The sequence below is a fragment of the Massilia sp. genome (assembly GCF_032106685.1).
Taxonomy (GTDB): Bacteria; Pseudomonadota; Gammaproteobacteria; order Burkholderiales; family Burkholderiaceae_D; genus Telluria.
Window position 1 is genome coordinate 85471 of record NZ_DAMCPG010000011.1, and the last position, 19990, is coordinate 105460.

At 68.9% G+C, this 19990-nt stretch carries 12 protein-coding genes; 8 read left to right on the top strand and 4 right to left on the bottom strand.

From position 1 onward, the window contains the following. Positions 1-121 precede the first annotated feature (121 nt). Positions 122-1966, bottom strand: a complete 1845-nt coding sequence (locus RT688_RS09005) for a phytase (RefSeq protein WP_313704531.1) — start codon at positions 1964-1966, stop codon at positions 122-124. Continuing rightward, positions 1966-4461 carry a TonB-dependent receptor gene (locus RT688_RS09010; protein WP_313704532.1) on the bottom strand — a complete coding sequence of 832 codons (2496 nt, stop codon included), beginning with the start codon at positions 4459-4461 and terminating at the stop codon, positions 1966-1968. Before RT688_RS09010 ends, RT688_RS09005 begins: the two co-directional genes overlap by 1 nt. A 292-nt stretch (positions 4462-4753) precedes the next feature. Here RT688_RS09010 and RT688_RS09015 point away from each other — a divergent pair, with 292 nt between their 5' ends. Beyond that, on the top strand, positions 4754-5614 hold the full coding sequence (locus tag RT688_RS09015) for a GGDEF domain-containing protein (protein WP_313704533.1): 861 nt from the start codon (positions 4754-4756) through the stop codon (positions 5612-5614). Next, positions 5611-6666, top strand: coding sequence for an AraC family transcriptional regulator (locus tag RT688_RS09020; protein WP_313704534.1), 1056 nt, complete (start codon positions 5611-5613; stop codon positions 6664-6666). The genes RT688_RS09015 and RT688_RS09020 overlap by 4 nt, the downstream gene beginning before the upstream one ends. A 42-nt stretch (positions 6667-6708) precedes the next feature. Here RT688_RS09020 and RT688_RS09025 read toward each other — a convergent pair whose 3' ends face one another. Beyond that, complete coding sequence (locus RT688_RS09025; RefSeq protein WP_313704535.1) at positions 6709-7434, bottom strand: amino acid ABC transporter ATP-binding protein; 726 nt, start codon at positions 7432-7434, stop codon at positions 6709-6711. Positions 7435-7629: 195 nt separating this feature from the next. Here RT688_RS09025 and RT688_RS09030 point away from each other — a divergent pair, with 195 nt between their 5' ends. The 3 genes from RT688_RS09030 to RT688_RS09040 all read left to right on the top strand — a co-directional run bounded on the left by RT688_RS09030 (position 7630) and on the right by RT688_RS09040 (position 11389). Beyond that, on the top strand, positions 7630-8898 hold the full coding sequence (locus RT688_RS09030; RefSeq protein WP_313704536.1) for a dicarboxylate/amino acid:cation symporter: 1269 nt from the start codon (positions 7630-7632) through the stop codon (positions 8896-8898). A gap of 85 nt (positions 8899-8983) precedes the next feature. Further along, entirely contained in the window at positions 8984-10267 is a 1284-nt protein-coding gene (locus RT688_RS09035; protein WP_313704537.1) for an amidohydrolase family protein, read from the top strand. A gap of 36 nt (positions 10268-10303) precedes the next feature. Next, on the top strand, positions 10304-11389 hold the full coding sequence (locus tag RT688_RS09040; RefSeq protein ID WP_313704538.1) for a type II asparaginase: 1086 nt from the start codon (positions 10304-10306) through the stop codon (positions 11387-11389). A gap of 234 nt (positions 11390-11623) precedes the next feature. On the opposite strand, the gene RT688_RS09045 is transcribed toward RT688_RS09040, so the two are convergent. After that, on the bottom strand, positions 11624-13471 hold the full coding sequence (locus RT688_RS09045) for an ABC transporter ATP-binding protein/permease (RefSeq protein ID WP_313704539.1): 1848 nt from the start codon (positions 13469-13471) through the stop codon (positions 11624-11626). A 62-nt stretch (positions 13472-13533) separates the two neighbouring features. On the opposite strand from RT688_RS09045, the gene RT688_RS09050 reads away from it, so the two are divergent. The 3 genes from RT688_RS09050 (at position 13534) to RT688_RS09060 (ending at position 19903) form a co-directional block, all read left to right on the top strand. After that, positions 13534-13974: an acyl-CoA thioesterase gene (locus RT688_RS09050; protein WP_313704540.1), complete on the top strand. Its 441-nt coding sequence runs from the start codon at positions 13534-13536 to the stop codon at positions 13972-13974. A gap of 3 nt (positions 13975-13977) precedes the next feature. Further along, positions 13978-15558 (top strand): alkaline phosphatase D family protein, encoded by a 1581-nt coding sequence (locus RT688_RS09055; protein WP_313704541.1) that lies wholly within the window; start codon positions 13978-13980, stop codon positions 15556-15558. A gap of 121 nt (positions 15559-15679) precedes the next feature. After that, complete coding sequence (locus RT688_RS09060) at positions 15680-19903, top strand: ATP-binding protein (RefSeq protein ID WP_313704542.1); 4224 nt, start codon at positions 15680-15682, stop codon at positions 19901-19903. Positions 19904-19990 lie beyond the last annotated feature (87 nt).

Consider the following 19990-nt stretch of genomic DNA (forward strand, 5'->3'; position numbering starts at 1 on the left):
CCGTATAGGGAATGCGCAGCGCGCCCTGCTTCCACGCTTGCGCATTCCCTGCCCTTCAATCCAGCCACCGCCGCCGCGCCGGCCCGGGTTTCTTGCATCATTGGCATCCCGGGCCCTCGACTTACTTCGCGCCGCCCTCCAGCTTCAATGCCCTGGCAATGTCCTCCCAGGCCACGGCCTTGAAGTTCTGCGGCCCGTCCGGCAGGCGCTTGAAGCCGTCCTGCACCACCAGCATGCCGCGCGTGTACGGCCCGCCGAGATTGGCCGACGTCACTTCCAGGCCATCCGTTTCGGATGCCCCGTCGATGCCGCGGACAGGGTCGGTACCGATGCGGAAGGCGCCGCGCACGGCGAACGGCGCCGCCGCGTCCAGCACCACGTAGCTGTTGTTGCCCTGGCTCGACACCACCAGGTAGCTCCGGTCGGCGCCATGGTAGATGCCCATGCCTTCGACGTCCGCATGCAGCATCGCGCCCACCGGCAGCACCATCTCCAGCGCCGCCGGCTGGTCGGCACGGGCCGAGGTCACCCACAGGCCGCGCTTTTCCTCGCCGACGAACAGCAGGCCGCTGCGGTCGTCGGCCACGCAGCCCTCGGGCTGGCTGGCGACGCGGAAGCTGCGCGCCAGCCTGGCGCCAAAGCGTCCGCCGCTGCGGGTGATCCGGTAATGCTCGTAGCGGCCGTCCTTGTCGTTGACGAAGGCATCCAGGCCGCCCTCGGGCGTGCGCAGCACGCAGGTGCCGTAGATGTCGTTCAATCCGGTCGGCAGGCGCGCCGCCTCGGCCAGCACTCCGTGCGCATCGATGGTGAACAGCACCATCGCGTTCTCGTCGCGCTGGGTGGCCAGCGCCAGGTCGAAGCGTTCGTCGCCGAAGCGCAGGTCCTGGCGCAGGTCGACGTTGTTCAGGCGGCCCGCTTCCAGCAACTGCGTCTGGCGGCCCTGCAGGTCGTACACCAGCAAGCCCTGCTTCTTGTTGGTGCCCAGGATGCGCGACTGGCCCGGATCGCCCGGGTGGACCCAGATCGCCGGATCGTCGGCGGCGTCGCCCAGGCGCGCGACCGGTGCGGTCTGCATGCGCGGCAGCACGACCGGCAATGGCGGGGGCGGTGCGCTGCCGTCTTTCCATGCCAGCGCCGGCACCTGCCAGCCCTTGCCGGTGCGGACCAGCAGGCGCGCCGACGACGGTTCGAGCGCGGCCAGCCGGGTCGCGCCCAGCGGTCGGGCCGGCAGCGCGCGCCATGTCGCGGCGTCGCGGCGCCAGGTGTGCAGCGCGCCCTTGTCGTCGAGCGCGGCGACGCCGCCCGGCAGCACGGCCAGCGCGCCGATCTCGCCATGGAGCTTGCCGAGCGGGGCGCGCAACGCCACCGCGGCGCGCGCCGACGGACCTTCGGCCTCGGCGCCATAGGCCCACAGTCCGAATCCCTCCTCGGCGGCGAACAGGGTGGCGTGCGCGTCGTCGACGCGGCACAGTTCGACCGCGGTCGGCAGCGCCAGGCGGCGCACCATCCGGTAGTCGCCGCCCAGCAGCCACTGCTGCGCCTGGCCATCCTTGCCCACGACGAAAACGTGGTCGAGCTGCTGGGCGTCGCGGTACATGCAGGCGGCCTCGATGCCGAAGCCGGCTTCGGGCAAGGGCGGCAGCGCGGTCAGCGCGCCCTGGCGCAGGTCGACGCGCACCGGCTGCACGCGCTCGGCGTTGGAATCGATCACCACGGCCAGCGCGCCGCCGTCGGTCAGGCGCACGTCGAGCTGCTCGGCGCGCATGGCCAGGCTGGCGCGCTCGCGGCCGTCGGCCCCGACCAGGCGCAGGCCGCGCTTGTCCAGGGCCAGCCAGGCGCCGCCGGGCAACGCGGCCAGCTGGCCGGCATCGGCCACCAGGGCCGGCACGGCGGGTGCGGTGGAGGATGCCGCCGGCGCGACGGCAAGCACTGCCGCCAGCAAAACAAGGGAGACGACGTTTTTCATTAGAAGATGCTCGCTTTCAGGCCGATCCTGTAGGTGCGGCCATATTGTTCAAATTGCGCGTTGCGCGCCTTGTCGCCCTGGTAAACGTAATACTTCTCGTTATTCAGGTTGCTGGCGTCGAAGCTCAGCTGCCAGCGCTTGTCCAGCTTCCACGACATCGAGAAGTCCAGTTGCTTCTGGCTGTCGACGTAGCGGTCCTGGCCGGCGTCGAGCACGTCCTCGCCCAGTTCCAGCAGGTAGGGCGACTTGTAGTTCAGCGCCAGGCGCGTGCTGAACGGACCCGCTTCGTAGCCGATCATCGCGTTGCCGGTGCGCTTCGATTGTCCCGGCATGCGGATGCTGCGCGTGGCGCGGACGCCGCCCTCGCTTGCGCTGTCGATGCCGGCGCGCGACTGGGTGAGGCTGCCGTTGATGCCGACCAGCAGACCGTTCCAGGGCGCCGGCAGCATGCGCAGCGGCTGCTGCCAGGCCAGCTCGATGCCGCGCACCCGGGCCTTGCCGCCGTTGGCGTACGAGATCGCGCTGGCGTAGTCCGCCCAGGCGCCGCTGCCGGCCAGGTTGGTGGCGTAGGTGAAGTCGCGGATCTCCTTGTTGAACAGATAGGCCGACACCACGCCTTCGCGGCCGATCACGCGCTCCAGGCCGAGGTCCAGGTTGTGCGAACGCAGCGGCGCCAGCGCCGGGTTGCCGATGGTGGCCTCGTCTTCGCCGTCCAGGCTAATGCCGGGCGCCAGCTGGCTGAAGTTGGCGCGCACCACCGAGTTGCTCCACGCGGCGCGCAGGCTGGTGGCCCTGTCGATGTCGTAGCGCAGGTGCATGCCCGGCAGCCAGTTGGTGTACGAGCGGCTGGCCGCACGCGGCGTGATCTCGTCGTCGGACACCTGGGCGCCCGTGGCCCGGAAGCGGGTGCGCTCGGCGCGCACGCCGGCCAGCAGCGACCAGGCGCCGCGGCGCAGGCCGGCCTGCAGGTAGGCCGCATCGATGTCTTCCGCCATGGCGAAGTCGTCCAGCGCGGACTCGGCTGCCACGCGCGCCGGAGCGCGCGCCAGGCCGGCCAGGCGCGCACGCACCAGGACCGGATCGATCGCCTGGCCGATGCTGCCCAACTTGTAGTCCAGCCGGCGGGGAGCGACGAAGGCGTTCAGCGAGGTCGGGCCCGCGCCGAAGTAATCGCCGTCTTCCGGATCGTCGCTGCCGTATTCCCATGCATCGGTGTCGTTGTCCTTGTCGCGCCGGGTCGCCTTGGCGCCGAACTTGACAGCGCCGCTCCAGTCCCCCAGCTCGAGGTCGCGTTGCAGGTCGAGGCGCAACTGGCGCGTGGCATCGCTGGCGTGGCTGCGTTCCAAGGCCAGCGTGTGCAACTCGTAGCTGGCCGGGTCGAACACGGCGGCCGGCGCGACCAGGCGCGGCGTGCGGCCGTTCGTGAAGCCGATGCCTTCGAAGTCGTCCGCGCCGCGAAAGCGCGCATCGCTGATCGCATCCGGCGTGTCGTCGGTGGCGCGGCTGTGCGCCGCTTCCAGGTGCAGCTTCCAGGCATTCCCGAAGCGGTGGTCGAGCGAAGCGGTGAGCGAACGGATCTCCTGCGTGTACTTGCGCTGGCGCAGGCGGCGCTCGAGGCGGGCGCTGTCGGTGTCGCCCTCGGCGATGTCGTCGTCGCCAAACTTGCCCACGGTGAGGCGGTCGCGCACCTCGTCGTCCGAGAAGCGGCTGACGAAGCCGCGCAGGGCGGCGCTGCTCGCCGCGTCCGGACGGTAGTCGAGGTTGACGGCGGCGGCGCGGCGCTCGCGCCGGGGCAGGTAGTCGCGCAGCTCGAAGCCGGACAGGCGCTGGCCATCCCAGGCGCCGCCCGTTTCGACGTTGTCGGAACCGAACTTGCGCTTCTCGCCCGACACGCCGGCCGCGACGCCGAGTTTCCCGTCCAGGTAGCGCTGGGCCCAGAGCAGGTTGGCGCTCGGGCTGTTCTGGCCGGTGTTGCCGTCGCGGCTGACGGCCGTGCCGGCGCTGAACAGGCTGCCCGGCAGGTCGAAGGCGGACAGGGTTTTCACTTCGACGCTGCCGCCCAGAGAGTTCGCATCCTGGTCGGGCGTGAGCGACTTCGACACTTCCAGCGAACGCACCAGGCCCGCCGGCAGCACGTCCAGCGCCACCGCACGGCGCGTCGCTTCCGGCGAGGGTACCAGGGCGCCGTTGATGGTCACGCTGTTGTAGTCGGCGTCCAGGCCGCGCACCACGACGTAGCGGCCTTCGCCCTGGTCGCGCTGGACCGACACGCCCGGCATGCGCGCCAGCGCTTCGGCGGCGTTCTTGTCGGGCAGGTGGCCGATGTCGTCGCTGCTGACGACGCTGACGATATGGTCGGCCTGTTCCTGGGCGGCGATGGCGCGCGCCAGGCTGGCGCGCTGGCCGGTAACGATCACGCTGGCCGGTTCGGCGGCATGGGCGCCAGCGGCGGCCAGCAGGCTGGCGGTCACGGCGGGTAGGGCTAGATGGCGCATGGGAGCACAGGGTTGGTTGATGTGCGGCGGATTGTCGTGGGCGAATGTGACGTATCGGTGACCGACTCCGCTCCCTGTCCGGCCGCCAGCCTCCTGGCGTCTCCGAATGAGCCGAATTGACCCGGCGCTCGCGCTGGGCCGCGCGCACGGCCGGCGCGGCAGGGCGCGTCGGCGCACGATGAAGTGAGCCGTTTGAACCCCGCACCGCGGCGCAACGGCATTGCCATCCTGTCACGCTGCGGTCACATGGCCGCGCTATGGTGCGGCGATCCGCTTCTTGCCATCCGCTCCCATGCATGCCCTGATCCGCCCTGCCCTCCTGGTCGCCAGCCTGGCCGGCGCCTGCACCTTGCTGTTCGCCGCAGCCGGACAAGCCATTCCGGTCGCCCAGTGGAACTGGATGGACATCGCCGGCGAGGGCGGCACCGCCCTGCTGGCGGCGCTGTGGTGCCTGATCGTCCTGAGCAGCCGACCGGACGGCCGCGTCACGCGCCTGCTGGCGGGCGGCCTGGCCTGCATCATGCTCGGTTCCTGGGCCGATTGCCTGGACGAGATGATCGATATCGAGCGCGGCGCCGTGTGGGATAACGCGCTCGAATCCCTGCTGCCGCTCGGGATGCTGGTCCTGACCGCGGGATTGGTGTACTGGCGTCACGAACAGGCCACGCTGACCGACCACATGCGCAAGCGCGAGCGGTTGTTCCGCAGCCATCGCCCTTTCGACCGCATCACCCAGCTCGCCGACGCCGCCTACCTGCGCCAGCAGCTCGTTCTGGAAGCCCGGCGCGAGGACCAGGCCGGCTGCGCGCTGGTGCTGTTCGACATCGATGCATTCCACCGCATCAACCGCGCGCACGGCCATGCCGAAGGCGACCGCGTCCTGCAGGCGGTGGCGCACATGCTGCTGCTGAACCTGCGCAACGAGGACCTGCTGTGCCGCTATGCCGGCGACCGCTTCGCGGTGCTGATGCCGGGCGTCGGCGAGCCCGAGGCGCGCGACGCCGCCCGCCACCTGTGCCGGATGGTGTCCGCGATGCGCCACCACGCGGCGGGGCAGCGGGTAGCGCTGACGCTGCGTTACGGCTGCGCGCCGGCGCGCGGCGCGCCGGACGCGCTGCTGGCCAGCCTGTGCCGCCAGATGGACGCGGCATGATCGCCTGGCAGCCGGCCGGAGAGCCCTCGATTCCGGCGCGCCAGCAGCCGGCGCTGGCGCTGGAATACGGCCGCGCGCGCGAGGCGAGCGACGCCGACCTGCTGCGCAATACCGGCCTGCTTGCGGGCCTGGATGCCGACAGGCTGGTCTCGCCGGCCCAGTACCTGCAGCAGTTGGCCAACACGCTGCGCGCGCTGGACAGCCCAGACACCAGCTTCATGCTGGGCCAGATGCTGCTGCCGGGCCACGACGGCGCGGCCAGCCATGCGCTGGTGCAGGCGCCGAGCCTGCGTGCGCTGCTCCAGACCCTGTGCCGCTTCCATGCGCACCTGACACCGTTGCTGCGCCCGCGTTTCGAGACCTGGGGCGATGTCGCGCTGCTGTATTGGGTCGACGCCTACGGCGCGCCGAGTCTGCGTGCGGCCCTGGTCGAGATGTACATGACAGCCGTGGTTGCGCTCTGCCGCTGGCTGAGCGGGGAACGCCTGCCCTGGCGCTTCTGCTTCAACCGCGGCGCCCCGCGCCACCTCGAGCAGCATCAGGTCCATCTCGGCGCCGATTTGCGTTTCGGCTGCCAGCTCGACGCCATGCTGATCCCCGCGTCCTGGCTCGACCGGCCATGGCCGCGCGCCAGCGAGCTGGCCGCGCGCCTTGCCCGGCAGGCCGCCGAACAGGAAGCGCGGCGCGTTCCCGGGCTGCTCGCCGCGCTCTACGATTACCTGCTGGCGCAGGTGCGCGAGGCGCCGACGCTGGAGCGCACCGCGGGCGACTTCGGCGTCAGTCCCGCGACCTTCAAGCGTCAACTGCTGCGCCACCATACTCATTTCCAGGCCGAGCTCGACCAGGTACGCACCCATGTGGCGCTATGGCTGTTCCAGGTCGAGCGCGCCGACAACGAGGCAGTGGCGCGCTACCTGGGCTTTCACGATGCCGCCAACTTCCGGCGCTCGTTCAAGCGCTGGACCGGGCTGACGCCCGCGCCGATCCGCGCCGCGCTGGATGGGGAACTGAGCTGGTTCGCCGGACTGCCGGGCATGCCGGCGAGCGCGTGAGCGCATGCACAGCGGCGCTACGGTCCGGCCGGCGCCGGGCATTCAATGGATGATCCTGGCCAGGAACTCGCGGGCGCGGTCGGATTGCGGGGCGGTGAAGAAGGCGTCCTTCGGAGTGTCCTCGACGATGCGGCCGTGGTCCATGAAGACGATGCGGTCGGCGACCTTGCGCGCGAAGCCCATCTCGTGGGTCACCACCATCATGGTCATGCCGTCCTGCGCCAGGCCCACCATCACGTCCAGCACTTCGCCGATCATCTCGGGGTCGAGGGCGGAGGTCGGTTCGTCGAACAGCATCGCCACCGGGTCCATCGCCAGCGCGCGCGCGATCGCGACGCGCTGCTGCTGGCCGCCGGAGAGCTGGTTCGGGTACTTGTCCTGGTGCGCCAGCAGGCCGACGCGGTCGAGGTAGGCCAGGCCGCGTTCGATCGCTTCCGCCTTGCCGCGGCCGAGCACCTTGACCTGGGCCAGCGTCAGGTTGTCGCGCACCGACAGGTGGGGGAAGAGCTCGAAGTTCTGGAACACCATGCCGATCTTCGCGCGCAGTTTCGGCAGGTCGGTCTTGCGGTCGGTAACCAGCACGCCGTCGACGCGGATGCTGCCCTGCTGGACGGGCTCGAGGCCGTTGACGGTCTTGATCAGGGTCGACTTGCCGGAGCCGGAAGGGCCGCACACGACCACCACGTCGCCCCGCGCCACCTGCGTGCTGCATTCGGCGAGCACCTGGAAGTCGCCGTACCACTTGCTGACCTTGTCTATTTCAATCATGTTTACCAATCGTTTCAAGCCCTTGGGCGTGCTTGACAGCACTAACAGTGCCTAGGATACTGCGGAACTTGCCAGGATAATCAGAACGAATTCCGTTCGCACGCAGAAGCACCCCCATTTTGCCCCAGCCCGCCGGCGCCAGGACCACGAATTCCGGCGTGCGCGGACAGAACGCAGGTCGACCACAGGAAGCACATGAACAATCGAAACCGCCTCACCACCTACATCCTGATCGGCCTCGTGCTCGGCGTCGTCGTCGGCTACGTCGCCAACACCACCATGGACGACGCGAAAGGCTTCGCCGACACGCTGGCGCTGGTGACGACCATGTTCCTCCGCCTGATCAAGATGATCATCGCGCCGCTGGTGTTCTCGACCCTGGTGGTCGGCATCGCCAAGATGGGCGACGCCAAGGAAGTCGGCCGCATCGGCATCAAGGCGCTGGGCTGGTTCGTGATCGCTTCGGTCATCTCGCTGTCGCTGGGCCTGGTCCTGGTGAACCTGTTCCGTCCGGGCGACGCGATGCACCTGGCCGGCATGGCGCCGCCGGTGGACGCCAAGACCGATATCGTCACCACCGGCCTGACGCTCAAGGAATTCATCACCCACCTGATCCCGGCCTCGATCGTCGACGGCATGGCCAAGAACGAGATCCTGCAGATCGTCGTGTTCTCGGTCTTCTTCGGCACCGCCGCCGCCGCCGTCGGCGCCCGCGCCACGCCGCTGATCGATGCCGTCGACGGCATCGCCCACATCATGCTGAAGGTCACCGGCTACGTCATGAACTTCGCGCCGATCGCCGTGTTCGCGGCGGTGGCCGGCATCGTCGCCAAGAGCGGCCTGAGCGTGCTGTCCACCTACGGCATCTTCATGGCCGAGTTCTACCTCGGGATCATCCTGCTGTGGGTGGTGCTGATCCTGATCGGCATGGCCTTCCTCGGCCCGCGCGTGCTGCGCCTGGTCTCGGAACTGAAGGAACCGACCATCCTCGCCTTCTCGACCGCCTCCTCGGAAGCGGCCTTCCCGAAGACCCTGGAAGGCCTGGAGCGCTTCGGCGTCAAGAACCGCCTGGCCGCTTTTGTCCTGCCGATCGGTTACTCGTTCAACCTGGACGGCTCGATGATGTACTGCACCTTCGCCGCCGTGTTCATCGCCCAGGCCTACGGCATCGAGCTGCCGCTGTCGACCCAGATCATGATGATGCTGGTGCTGATGCTGACCTCGAAGGGCATGGCCGGCGTGCCGCGCGCCTCGCTGGTCGTGATCGCCGCCACGCTGGCCCAGTTCAACATCCCGGAAGCGGGCCTGCTGCTCCTGCTGGGCATCGACCACTTCCTGGACATGGCCCGTTCGGCCACCAACGTGATCGGCAACGGCATCGCCACCGCCGTGGTGGCGAAGTGGGAGGGCGACCTGGAGAAGCCCGTGCCGCACAAGGACGTCGCCACATCGCCGCTGCGCTAGCCGCGCACACGGTACTACCGAGGCCTTCCAGCGATGGGAGGCCTTTTTTTCATCACATCACAAGAAGAGCATGGAGGAGAACAAGATGAAACAGCTGGTCGCGGCAGGTTTGCTGCTTTCCCTGAACGGCGCGCACGCCGCCACCCAGACGGTCGATTGCGGCCGCCTGCTCGACGTCAAGAGCGGCACCTGGCGCGAGCGCGTCAGCATCGTGATCGAGGACGGCACCATCAAATCGGTGGGGCCGATGACCCCGGGGCCGGACCACATCGACCTGTCGACCAGATCCTGCCTGCCGGGCCTGATCGACATGCACGTCCACCTCACCAGCGAAACCCAGCCGGTGGTCGATTCCTACCGCGACCGCCTGACCGCCGACCCGGCCGACCTGGCCTTCCGCTCGGTGAAGTATGCCGAGCGCACCCTGATGGCCGGCTTCACCACCGTGCGCGACCTCGGCGCGCAGGACGGCCTGAACGTGTCGCTGAAACGCGCGATCGCGGCCGGCGCGATTCCCGGCCCGCGCATGTTCACCGCCGGTAAATCGATCGCCACCACCGGCGGCCACGCCGATCCGACCAACAACCTGTCGCACTTCCTGAGCGAGAAGGTCGGTACCCCGGGCCCGCAGGAAGGCGTGATCGACAGCCCCGAAGAAGGTCGCCAGGCCGTGCGCCAGCGCTACAAGGAAGGCGCGGACCTGATCAAGATCACCGCCACCGGTGGCGTGCTGAGCCAGGCCGCGAACGGCCAGAACTCGCAGTACACCGAGGACGAACTGAAGGCCATCGTCAGCACCGCGAAGGACTACGGTTTCCGCGTCGCGGCGCACGCGCACGGGGCCGAAGGCATGAAGCGCGCCCTGCGCGCCGGCGTCGATTCGATCGAGCACGGCACCCTGATGGACGACGAGACCGTCAGCCTGTTCAAGAAGACCGGCCACTGGTACGTGCCGACCATCTCGGCCGGCCGCTACGTCGCCGACAAGGCCAAGGACCCGAATTATTACTCGGCCCTGGTGCGCCCGAAGGCGGCCGCCATCGGCCCGCAACTGCAGGCCACCTTCGCCCGCGCCCACAAGGCCGGCGTGAAGATCGCCTTCGGCACCGACGCCGGCGTGTTCCCGCACGGCGAGAACGCCAAGGAATTCGGCTACATGGTCGAAGCCGGCATGACGCCGATCGAGGCCATCCGCGCCGCCACCATCCACGCCGCCACCCTGCTCGATCAGCCGCAACGCCTGGGCCTGGTCGAGCCGGGCTTCGCGGCCGACATCGTGGCGGTGGACGGCGATCCGCTGCGCGACGTGAAACTGCTCGAGCAGGTCAAGTTTGTGATGAAAGAAGGCGTCGTCTACAAGAAGCTGTAAGCCAGCTTCGGCACGCCACGTTTAAGGAGAAGTAGCATGCTGTTCCAGAAAACCGCCCGCTCGGCCGCCGCGCTGTTCGGGTTCCTGTTCTGCGTGGCCCTGGCGGCGCAGGCGCAGGCCCAGACCACGTCCAAACCCAACGTGACCATCCTCGCCACCGGCGGCACCATTGCCGGCACCGGCGCGACCAGCACCACCACCGTCGGCTACACCGCCGCCACGGTCGGCGTGCAGGCGCTGATCGCGGCGGTACCGGAAATCACCAAGGTCGCCAACGTCACCGGCGAGCAGGTGTTCCAGATCGCCAGCGAGAACATGGGCAACGAACACTGGCTGACGCTGGCCAAGCGCGTCAACACCCTGCTGGCGCAACAGAACGTGGACGGGATCGTCATCACCCACGGCACCGACACGCTGGAAGAAACGGCCTACTTCCTGAACCTGGTCGTCAAGAGCAGGAAGCCGGTGGTGGTGGTGGGGTCGATGCGCCCGTCCACCGCCCTCTCGGCCGACGGCCCGATCAACCTGTACAACGCGGTCGTGCTGGCCGGCTCGCAGGAGGCGGTCGGGCGCGGCGTGCTGGTCGCGATGAACGACCAGATCCAGGCCGCGCGCGACGTCACCAAGACGAATACGACGACCGCCGACACCTTCAAGGCGAGCGACCTGGGCATGCTGGGCTACATCCAGGGCGGCAAGCCGTATTTCTACCGCCAGCCGACGCGCAAGCACACGGTCGAGACCGAGTTCGACGTGACGAACTTGTCGACCCTGCCGCAGGTGGAAGTCGCCTATGCGCATGCGAACGTGGGACCGGTGGCGGTCGAGGCGCTGGTGGCCTCGGGCGCGAAGGGCCTGGTGCATGCAGGTGTCGGCAATGGCTCGCTGCCGGCGAAGGTGCGTCCGGCGTTATCAAGCGCGCGCAAGAAGGGCGTGGTCATCGTGCGTTCGAGCCGCGTCGGCCAGGGGATCGTGGCGAGGAATGGCGAGGCGAACGACGACGAGCTCGATTTCGTGGCGGGGGATAATCTGTCGCCGCAGAAGGCGCGCATTTTGCTGATGCTGGCGTTGACCAGGACGAACGATACGCGCGAGATTCAGCGGATGTTCGGGACGTATTGATCGATGTGTGGCGGATCGGCGTACAGCCGGTTCGCATCGGGTCGTGGCGCTGTTGCGTGTGCTGTTCGTGGATGGTTGAATCCGCGTGGGCTCGGGAGCCCACCCTACGGTCACCGCCAACCGCGAGTTCATACGAAACCCGGATACGTAGCGTGTCCCGTAGGGTAGGCACCTGTGCCCACGCGGATCAAGAACACCGATAACGGTCCACGCAACAGCGCCACGACCCGAAACTTACTCCCCCTGCAACTCCAACGGCGGCGACGCCAACTCCTCGTCCGGGCGCGCCAGCTGGCGCTCCCACATCTGCGCATATAAACCGCGCGCCGCCAGCAAACTCTGATGCGTGCCGCGCTCGACGATCTTGCCATGGTCGAGCACGATGATCTGCTGCGCATCCGCGATCGTCGACAGCCTGTGCGCGATCACCAGCGTCGTGCGGCTCTTCGCAATCTCCTTCAGCTGCGCCTGGATCGCCTGCTCCGACTTCGAATCGAGCGCGGAGGTCGCCTCATCAAAAATCAGGATCGCCGGATTCTTCAGCAGGGTGCGTGCGATCGCCACGCGCTGCTTCTCCCCGCCCGACAACTTCAAGCCGCGCTCGCCGACCATGGTCGCGTAGCCATCCGGCAGGCTCTCGATGAACTCGTGGATGGACGCCGCGCGCGCCGCCGCCACGATGTCGTCGCGGCTCGCACCCGGCCGCCCGTAGGCGATGTTGTACTCGATGGTGTCGTTGAACAGCACCGTATCCTGGGGCACGATGCCGATGTGGGAACGCAGCGATTCCTGGGTCACGTTGCGGATGTCCTGGCCGTCGATGCTGATCGATCCCCCGTTCACGTCGTAGAAGCGGAACAGCAGGCGCGACAGGGTCGACTTGCCCGAGCCGCTGTGGCCGACCACCGCCGTGGTGGTCCCGGCGGGGATCGCGAAGTCGACGTCGAACAGGATCTGGCGCTTGGTCTCGTAGCTGAACTCGACGTGCGAGAACTCGACGCGCGCGCCTTTCGTGACCAATGGCTGCGCACTTGGCGCGTCGGCCACCTCGCGGTTCTGGTCCAGCAGGCCGAACAGGCGCTCCATGTCGGCCAGCGCCTGCTTGATCTCGCGGTAGATCACGCCCAGGAAGTTCAGCGGAATGTACAGCTGGATCATGAACGAGTTCACCAGCACCAGGTCGCCCAGGCTCATGGTGCCGGCGATGACGCCCTCGGTCGCGCGCCACAGGATCAGCGTGACGGCGGTGGCGATGATCAAGGACTGCCCGGTGTTCAAGACCGACAACGAGGTCTGCGAGCGCACCGCCGCGTTCTCGTAGTGCTGCAGGCCCTGGTCGTAGCGCTTCGCTTCATAGTCCTCGTTGCCGAAGTACTTCACCGTTTCGTAGTTCAGCAGCGAGTCGATGGCCTTGGTGTTGGCCTTCGAGTCGAGCTCGTTCATCGTGCGCCGGAAGTGGGTCCGCCATTCGGTGACGACGACGGTGAAGGTGATGTAGGTGACCAGCGCGCCGGCGGTGATGATGGAGAACCAGATGTCGTAGTTGAACACCAGGTAGCCGAGCACCAGCGTGATCTCGACCAGGGTCGGCAAGACGTTAAACAAGGAGTACGAGATCAGCGAATTCACGCCGCGCGTGCCGCGTTCGATATCGCGCGTCATGCCGCCGGTCTGGCGGTTCAGGTGGAAACGCAGCGACAGCGCATGCAGGTGACGGAACACCTTCAGGGCGATGGTGCGCACCGCGCGCTGGGTGACGCGGGCAAATAAAAATTCGCGCAGCTCGGTGAAGACCGTGGTCGACAGGCGCAGCAGGCCATAGGCGATCAGCGCGCCGACCGGCAGCACCAGCAGGGCTTGCGGGTGCGCGGGGTCGATGGCGAGCTGGTCGATCAACTGCTTGAGCACGAGCGGCACGCCGACGTTGGCCATCTTGGCGCCGATCAGCGCGCCGAGCGCGGCGATCACGCGCCATTTATAGACCCAGAGGTAGGGAAACAGGGTGCGCAGCGTGGCCCAGTCGGTGCGCTGCCGGTCCTTGTTATCGGGCGGCGGAAGGGAACTGGCGGAGGAGCGTCGCATGGCAGGGGTCCGGGATTTATGGTTCAATTCGGGACGATTGTAGCTTTTCACGGAAAAACAAGATGACCACGCCAGAAAACAATGCCGCCCCGACCAACCGCCTGCCTGAAGGGAAGATCCCGCAGCTGCGCGTGATGCCGGGGCCGCCGGACGCCAACGTCTACGGAGACGTGTTCGGCGGCTGGATCATGGCCCAGGTCGACATCGCCGGCTCGCTGCCTGCCACCCGCCGCGCGAATGGCCGCGTGGCCACCATCGCCGTCAACTCCTTTCTGTTCAAGAACCCGGTGTTCGTGGGCGACCTGTTGTCGTTCTACGCCGATATCGTCAAGGTTGGCAACACCTCGATCACGGTCTACGTCGAGGTCTATGCCGAGCGCAACCGCCTGCAGTCGAACATCGTCAAGGTGACCGAAGCGACGCTGACCTACGTCGCCACCGGCCCGGACCGCAAGCCGCGCCAGCTGCCGCCGCTGGAGTCCTTGATCTCGCACCAGCAATAAACGATGCATGAGGCGCGTCGGACTTTCCTGCTCGACGCGGCGCGCCTCACAGCCGCGGCTGGCACCGGTCTCGGCGTTATCGCCGGCGCCGGCGCGGCCGGTCCCTCCTACCCGTTCTCCCTCGGGGTCGCTTCCGGTTCGCCGCTGCCCAACGCGGTGATCCTGTGGACGCGCATCCTGCCCGATCCGCTGAACGCGGCATCGATGCCGCCGCTCGCCCTCACCGTGCGCTGGGAAGTGGCCGAGGACGAGGCCTTCCGCAAGATCGCCGCGAAGGGCAGCGCCACCGCCTCCCCGCACCTGGCGCACAGCGTGCACGTCGATGCGACAGGACTACAACCCGACCGCTGGTACTGGTACCGCTTCATGCTGGGCGATGCCGTCAGCCCGGTCGGCCGCACGCGCACCGCGCCGGCAATCGACGTCATGCCGGCCCGGCTGAAGCTGGCGGTGGCGTCGTGCCAGCACTGGGAGTTCGGCCACTATGCGGCGCACCGCCACATCGCCGCCGCCGCGCCCGACCTGGTCGCCTTCCTCGGCGACTACATCTACGAGTGGGGTCCCTACCAGCTGCGCCATCCGCCGCGCGCGGTGCGCTCGCACGAATCTTTCACGCTGGCCGACTACCGCGCCCGCTACGCGCAGTATAAAAGCGACCCGGATCTGCAGGCCGCCCACCGCGCCGCGCCCTGGATCGTGACCTGGGACGACCACGAGGTCGCCAACGATTACGCGGGCGACGTCGACGAGCGCCTGGCGCCGGACTTCGCAAGGCGCCGCGCCGGCGCCTACCAGGCCTTCTATGAGCACATGCCGCTGCGTCTGCCTGCACCGCGCAGCTTCGGCGCGCTGCGCATGTTCCAGCGGTATGACTGGGGACGGCTGGCGCGTTTCCACTTGCTCGACGACCGCCAGTACCGCTCGCCGCTGGCCTGCTCGAAGCCCGGGCGCGGCGGCTCGAACGTGGTGCTGGCGCGCGCCTGCGCCGAGCTGCGCGATCCGCGGCGGACGATGCTGGGTCTTGAACAGGAAGCCTGGCTGGCCCGGGGTTTGTCGTCCTCGCGGGCGCGCTGGAACATCCTGGCCCAGCAGACCCTGGTGGCGCAGTCGAGCGGCGTGCCGCTGCGCTCGCCCGACGATGGCCGCTTCTGGACCGATGGCTGGGACGGCTACCCGGCCGCGCGCCGGCGCCTGCTCGACACGCTGGCGACAAGCCGCGCCCGCAATCCGCTGGTGCTGTCGGGCGACGTCCATACCTTCTACGCGGCCGAGCTGCGGCGCGATTTCGCGCGGCCGGTCTCGAAAGCGAACCCGGTCGTTGCGGCCGAGTTCTGCGGCAGCTCGATCACCTCGAGCTCGCGCCCGCAGGCGCGCACCCAGGAAAACGTCGAGCGCAATCCGCATATCCTGTACGGGCGCAGCGACCGGCGCGGCTACATGCTGCTCGACGTCACGCCGGCCAGGACCGAGGCGTGCTTCCTGGCGCTCGACGACGTGCGCGCCGCCGGCACGCGCCAGGCCCGGCTGGCCACCTTCGCGGTGGCGGACCGCACGGCCGGCATACGCGGCATCGACGCATTGTAAATACGCGCCAGGTAAGTGCATAATATGTAACTTTCAGGTCGAAAATAACCCATTTCGCTTAGAATGTGATGCCAACCGCCGCGTTCCCTCATCCATTCCAGACCCGACCTTCATGCCCGACATGTCCGAAGCCCTCCCGATCATGAACGACGACCTGGGTTGGTTGTCCGGCGGAGGCGAGATGGGCGTGCTGATCCGCTCCATGGACTGGTCGAAGACGCCGCTCGGCCCGCCTCAGGGCTGGCCGCAAAGCCTGCGCACCTCGGTAAGCCTGTGCCTGTCCTCGACTTTCCCGATCCTGATCGCCTGGGGTCCGGACCACATCCAGATCTACAACGATGCCTACCGCCCGATCTGCGGCGACCTGCATCCGCGGTCGATGGGCGGCGCCTTCAAGGAAGTCTGGGCCAGCGCCCTGCCGGTGGTCGGCGATGCCTTCGACCGCGCGTACCGGGGCGAAGGCACCTACATCCGCGACCAGCGCATGTTCCTCGACCGCTACGGCTACCTCGAGGAAGCCTTCATGACCTTCTCGTTCTCGCCGATTCGCGACGAGTCGGGCGAGGTGGGCGGCATCTTCCACCCGATCTCTGAGGCCACCGCCACCGTGCTGAACGCGCGCCGCACCCAGGCCCTGCGCGACCTGAGCCTGGCGATCGGCGAGGCGCGCACGATCGGCGACGTTGCGCACGGCATTGCCAGGCAGCACCCGGAGATGACGCTCGACCTGCCCTTCGCACTGCTGTACCAGCTCGACGCGGACAGCGGCAAGCTGCTGCTGCGCGGCGGCGCCGGGCTCGATGCGCACCACTCGCTGGCCCCGGTCACGACCACGCTGGACGACGCCTGCTGGCCGTTCGCGCGCGCGGCGCGGGAGGGCGCGCTGCGCGTCGACGGGCTGGCCCCGCGCTTCCACGGTGCGTCCTGCGGCCCCGACGAACGGGCGCCGGATTCGGCCATGGTGCTGCCGCTGACGCTTCCCGGCCAGCAGGCGCTGTTCGGTTTCCTGGTGGCCGGCGTCAGCGCCGCGCGCGCGCTCGACGCCGACTACCTGAGCTTCTACGAACGCCTCGGCGCGGTCGTGAATACCGCGGTCGGCAACGTCGTCGCCTACGAAAAGGAGCAGCGCCGCGTCGAGGAACTGGCGCAGATCGACCGCGCCAAGACCGCCTTCTTCTCGAACGTCTCGCACGAGTTCCGCACGCCGTTGACGCTGATCCTCGGGCCGCTCGACGACGCCCTGGCCGACCAGGCCGAGCCGCTCGGCGCGGCGCAGCGCCGCCGCATCGACGTCACGCACCGCAACGCCCTGCGCCTGCTGAAGCTGGTCAATTCGCTGCTCGACTTTTCCCGCATCGAGGCAGGCCGGGTGCAGGCGACCTATGCGCCCACCGACCTGGCGCGCCTGACGGCGGAACTGGCCAGCGTGTTCGAGTCGGCCATGGCCAAGGGCGGCCTGGCCTACGAGCTCGACCTGCAAGACCCGGGCGAGCCGGTCTGGGTCGACCGCGACATGTGGGAGAAGATCGTCTTCAACCTGCTGTCGAACGCCTTCAAGTTCACCCTGGCCGGCAGCGTGCGGGTGTCGCTGCGGCGCCATGCGGACATGGTCCGCCTGAGCGTGCGCGACACCGGCAGCGGCATCCCGGAGGCCGAACTGCCGCGCGTGTTCGAGCGCTTCCACCGCATCGAAGGCACCCCCGGCCGCACCTTCGAGGGCACCGGCATCGGCCTGGCGCTGATCCAGGAACTGGTGCGCCTGCACGGCGGCGCCATTGCCGTCCACAGCGTGCTGGGCGAAGGCACCCGTTTCGACGTCGACATCCCCTTCGGCCACGCCCACCTGCCCGAGGACCGGCTCGCCGGCGCCGATGCCGCGGCCCCGCCGGCCGAGGGCGCGCGGCGCATGGGCGCCGCCTTCGTCGAGGAAGCCCTGCGCTGGCTGCCGGACGAAGAGGCCGGGGCCGCGCCGCGCAAGGCCGCCGCCCCCGTGCTGCAGCCGGCACGGCTGCCACGCATCCTGATCGCCGACGACAACAACGACATGCGCGCCTACCTGAAGGCGCTGCTCGACCCGCATGCCGAGGTCGCGGTCTGCGCCGACGGCGAGGCCGCCTTTGCCGCCCTGCTGCGCGATCCGCCGGATTTGCTGCTGAGCGACGTCATGATGCCCAGGCTCGACGGTTTCGGCCTGATCGCGCGCATCCGCGCGACGCCGGCCCTGAGCCACCTGCCGGTCATGCTGCTGTCGGCGCGCGCCGGCGAGGAAGCGAAGGTCGAGGGCCTGCGGGCCGGCGCCGACGACTATCTGGTGAAACCCTTCGCCGCCGCCGAGCTGCTGGCGCGCGTGCGGCGCCAGGTCGAGCTGGGCCGCGAGCACCGGCTGCGCCTGGACGCGTCGAGCATGCGCGAGTCCTATTTCCGCTCGCTGATCGACGTCGCGCCGGTGATGCTCTGGACCACCGACGAGAACGGGCTCTGCACCTACCTGAGCCGGCGCTGGTCCGAATACACGGGCCGCACCTGGGAACAGGACCAGGGCATGGGCTGGCTCGAGAACGTCCACCCCGACGACCTGGTACGGGCGCGCGAAACCTTCCTGGCCGCGAATGCCGAGCACAAGCCGTTCCGGCTCGACTACCGCCTGCGCCGCCACGACGGCACCTATCGCTGGTTCATCGACGCCGGCACGCCGCGCTTTGACGAGGCCGGCCGGCCGAGCGGCTATGTCGGCACCGTCACCGACATCCACATGCGCACCGTGCTGCAGATGCGCCTGGAGCGCGTGGCGCGCGCCGGCGACATCGGCATCTGGTACGCGGACGCGCCGTTCAAGGATTTCCGGCTCAACGAACAGATGGCGGCGCACCTGGGCCTGGCCGGCCAGCGCGACATCGCCGTCCAGACCCTGCTCGACGCGGTGGACCCGACCGACCGCGCGCGCGTGGTCTCGGCCCTGGCCCGTTCGGTGCGCAGCGGCGCCATGCTCGACGTCGAGTTCCGCAGCAAGGCCGCGGGCACCGACGCGGCGCACGCCGGCAAGGCCGCGCCGCGCTGGCTGCGCGCGGTGGGCTGGTGCGACCTCGACGAGAAGGCCCAGCCGCTGCGCTTCGACGGCGTTACCTTCGACATCAGCCGCCACAAGAACGCGCAGCAGGAGCTGCAGGGCCTGGCGCACCAGCTGGCCGAGCGCAACCGCATGCAGAGCGAGTTCCTGTTCACGCTCGCGCACGAGCTGCGCAATCCGCTGGCGCCGATTCGCACCGGCCTCGAGCTGGTGCGGGTGAACCCGGCGGTGGCGCAGTCGGGCGACGTGCAAGGCATGATCAAGCGCCAGGTCGACCACATGGTGCGCCTGGTCGACGACCTGCTCGACATGGCGCGCCTGTCCGAAGGCAAGGTCGAGCTGCGGCGCGACGAGGTCCAGCTGGCCGACGTGGTGCAGGACGCGGTCGAGATGAGCATGCCGGTGATCAGCGCCGGCCACCATCGCCTGGACCTGACCCTGCCCGACAGCCCGATACGCCTGTACGTCGACCGCCACCGCATCGCCCAGGTGCTGAGCAACCTGCTCAACAACGCCGCCAAGTACACGCCACACGGTGGGCGCATCGAGATCGAGGCCCGCGTGGAAAGCGACGCGGTGGCGATCGTGGTGGGCGACAACGGCATCGGCATCGACGCCGGCATGCTGTCGTCGATCTTCGACATGTACCAGCAGGTGAAGGAACACGCCGCCATGGCGCAGGGCGGCCTGGGCGTGGGGCTGAACCTGGTCAAGCGCCTGGTCGAGCTGCACGGCGGCCGGGTCGTGGCGCACAGCGCCGGGTCCGGGCAGGGTAGCCGCTTCACCGTGCTGCTGCCGCTGGAAACGCTGTGCCGGCCCGGTCCGGCGCCATCGGCGCAGGCCGCCGTCCCCGCCCTGCCGGTCGCCGCGCCGGCGGAAGGACAAGCGGGCGCAGCGCGGCTGCGCGTACTGGTCGTCGACGACAACGTCGATGCGGCGCACATGCTGCAGGCGGTGCTGGAAATGAGCGGCCACCAGGTCGCGGTGGCCTTCGACGGCGCGAGCGCCCTGGCGCAGGCGGCCGACTTCCGTCCCGCCGCGGTCTTCCTCGACATCGGCCTGCCCGACCGCAACGGCGTCGAGGTCGCACAAGCGCTGCGCGGCATCGATGGCCTGGAGCAGGCGATGCTGGTGGCCCTGACCGGCTGGGGCGCCGAGGAAGACCGCCAGCGTTCGGCCGCCGCCGGCTTCGACGAGCACCTGACCAAGCCGGCCGAGCTCGAACGCCTGCACGAGGTGCTGCGCGTGGCGGCGGCGCGGGAGAGAAACCGCGCGTAGGCCGCCGGCCGCGCCCTCGGCGAACGCTGCCGCAGGCGAAAAAAAACCGGCGCGCCGCCCAAGGCGGACTTGCCGGCTTCCCTCTTG

Bases quoted from the DNA above. Each gene is read 5' to 3' on its own strand.
- RT688_RS09035 (WP_313704537.1), top strand. From the start codon at position 8,984: ATGAAACAGCTGGTCGCGGCAGGTTTGCTGCTTTCCCTGAACGGCGCG.
- RT688_RS09050 (WP_313704540.1), top strand. From the start codon at position 13,534: ATGACCACGCCAGAAAACAATGCCGCCCCGACCAACCGCCTGCCTGAA.
- RT688_RS09025 (WP_313704535.1), bottom strand. From the start codon at position 7,434: ATGATTGAAATAGACAAGGTCAGCAAGTGGTACGGCGACTTCCAGGTG.
- RT688_RS09015 (WP_313704533.1), top strand. From the start codon at position 4,754: ATGCATGCCCTGATCCGCCCTGCCCTCCTGGTCGCCAGCCTGGCCGGC.
- RT688_RS09055 (WP_313704541.1), top strand. From the start codon at position 13,978: ATGCATGAGGCGCGTCGGACTTTCCTGCTCGACGCGGCGCGCCTCACA.
- RT688_RS09040 (WP_313704538.1), top strand. From the start codon at position 10,304: ATGCTGTTCCAGAAAACCGCCCGCTCGGCCGCCGCGCTGTTCGGGTTC.
- RT688_RS09020 (WP_313704534.1), top strand. From the start codon at position 5,611: ATGATCGCCTGGCAGCCGGCCGGAGAGCCCTCGATTCCGGCGCGCCAG.
- RT688_RS09060 (WP_313704542.1), top strand. From the start codon at position 15,680: ATGTCCGAAGCCCTCCCGATCATGAACGACGACCTGGGTTGGTTGTCC.
- RT688_RS09030 (WP_313704536.1), top strand. From the start codon at position 7,630: ATGAACAATCGAAACCGCCTCACCACCTACATCCTGATCGGCCTCGTG.
- RT688_RS09005 (WP_313704531.1), bottom strand. From the start codon at position 1,966: ATGAAAAACGTCGTCTCCCTTGTTTTGCTGGCGGCAGTGCTTGCCGTC.
- RT688_RS09045 (WP_313704539.1), bottom strand. From the start codon at position 13,471: ATGCGACGCTCCTCCGCCAGTTCCCTTCCGCCGCCCGATAACAAGGAC.
- RT688_RS09010 (WP_313704532.1), bottom strand. From the start codon at position 4,461: ATGCGCCATCTAGCCCTACCCGCCGTGACCGCCAGCCTGCTGGCCGCC.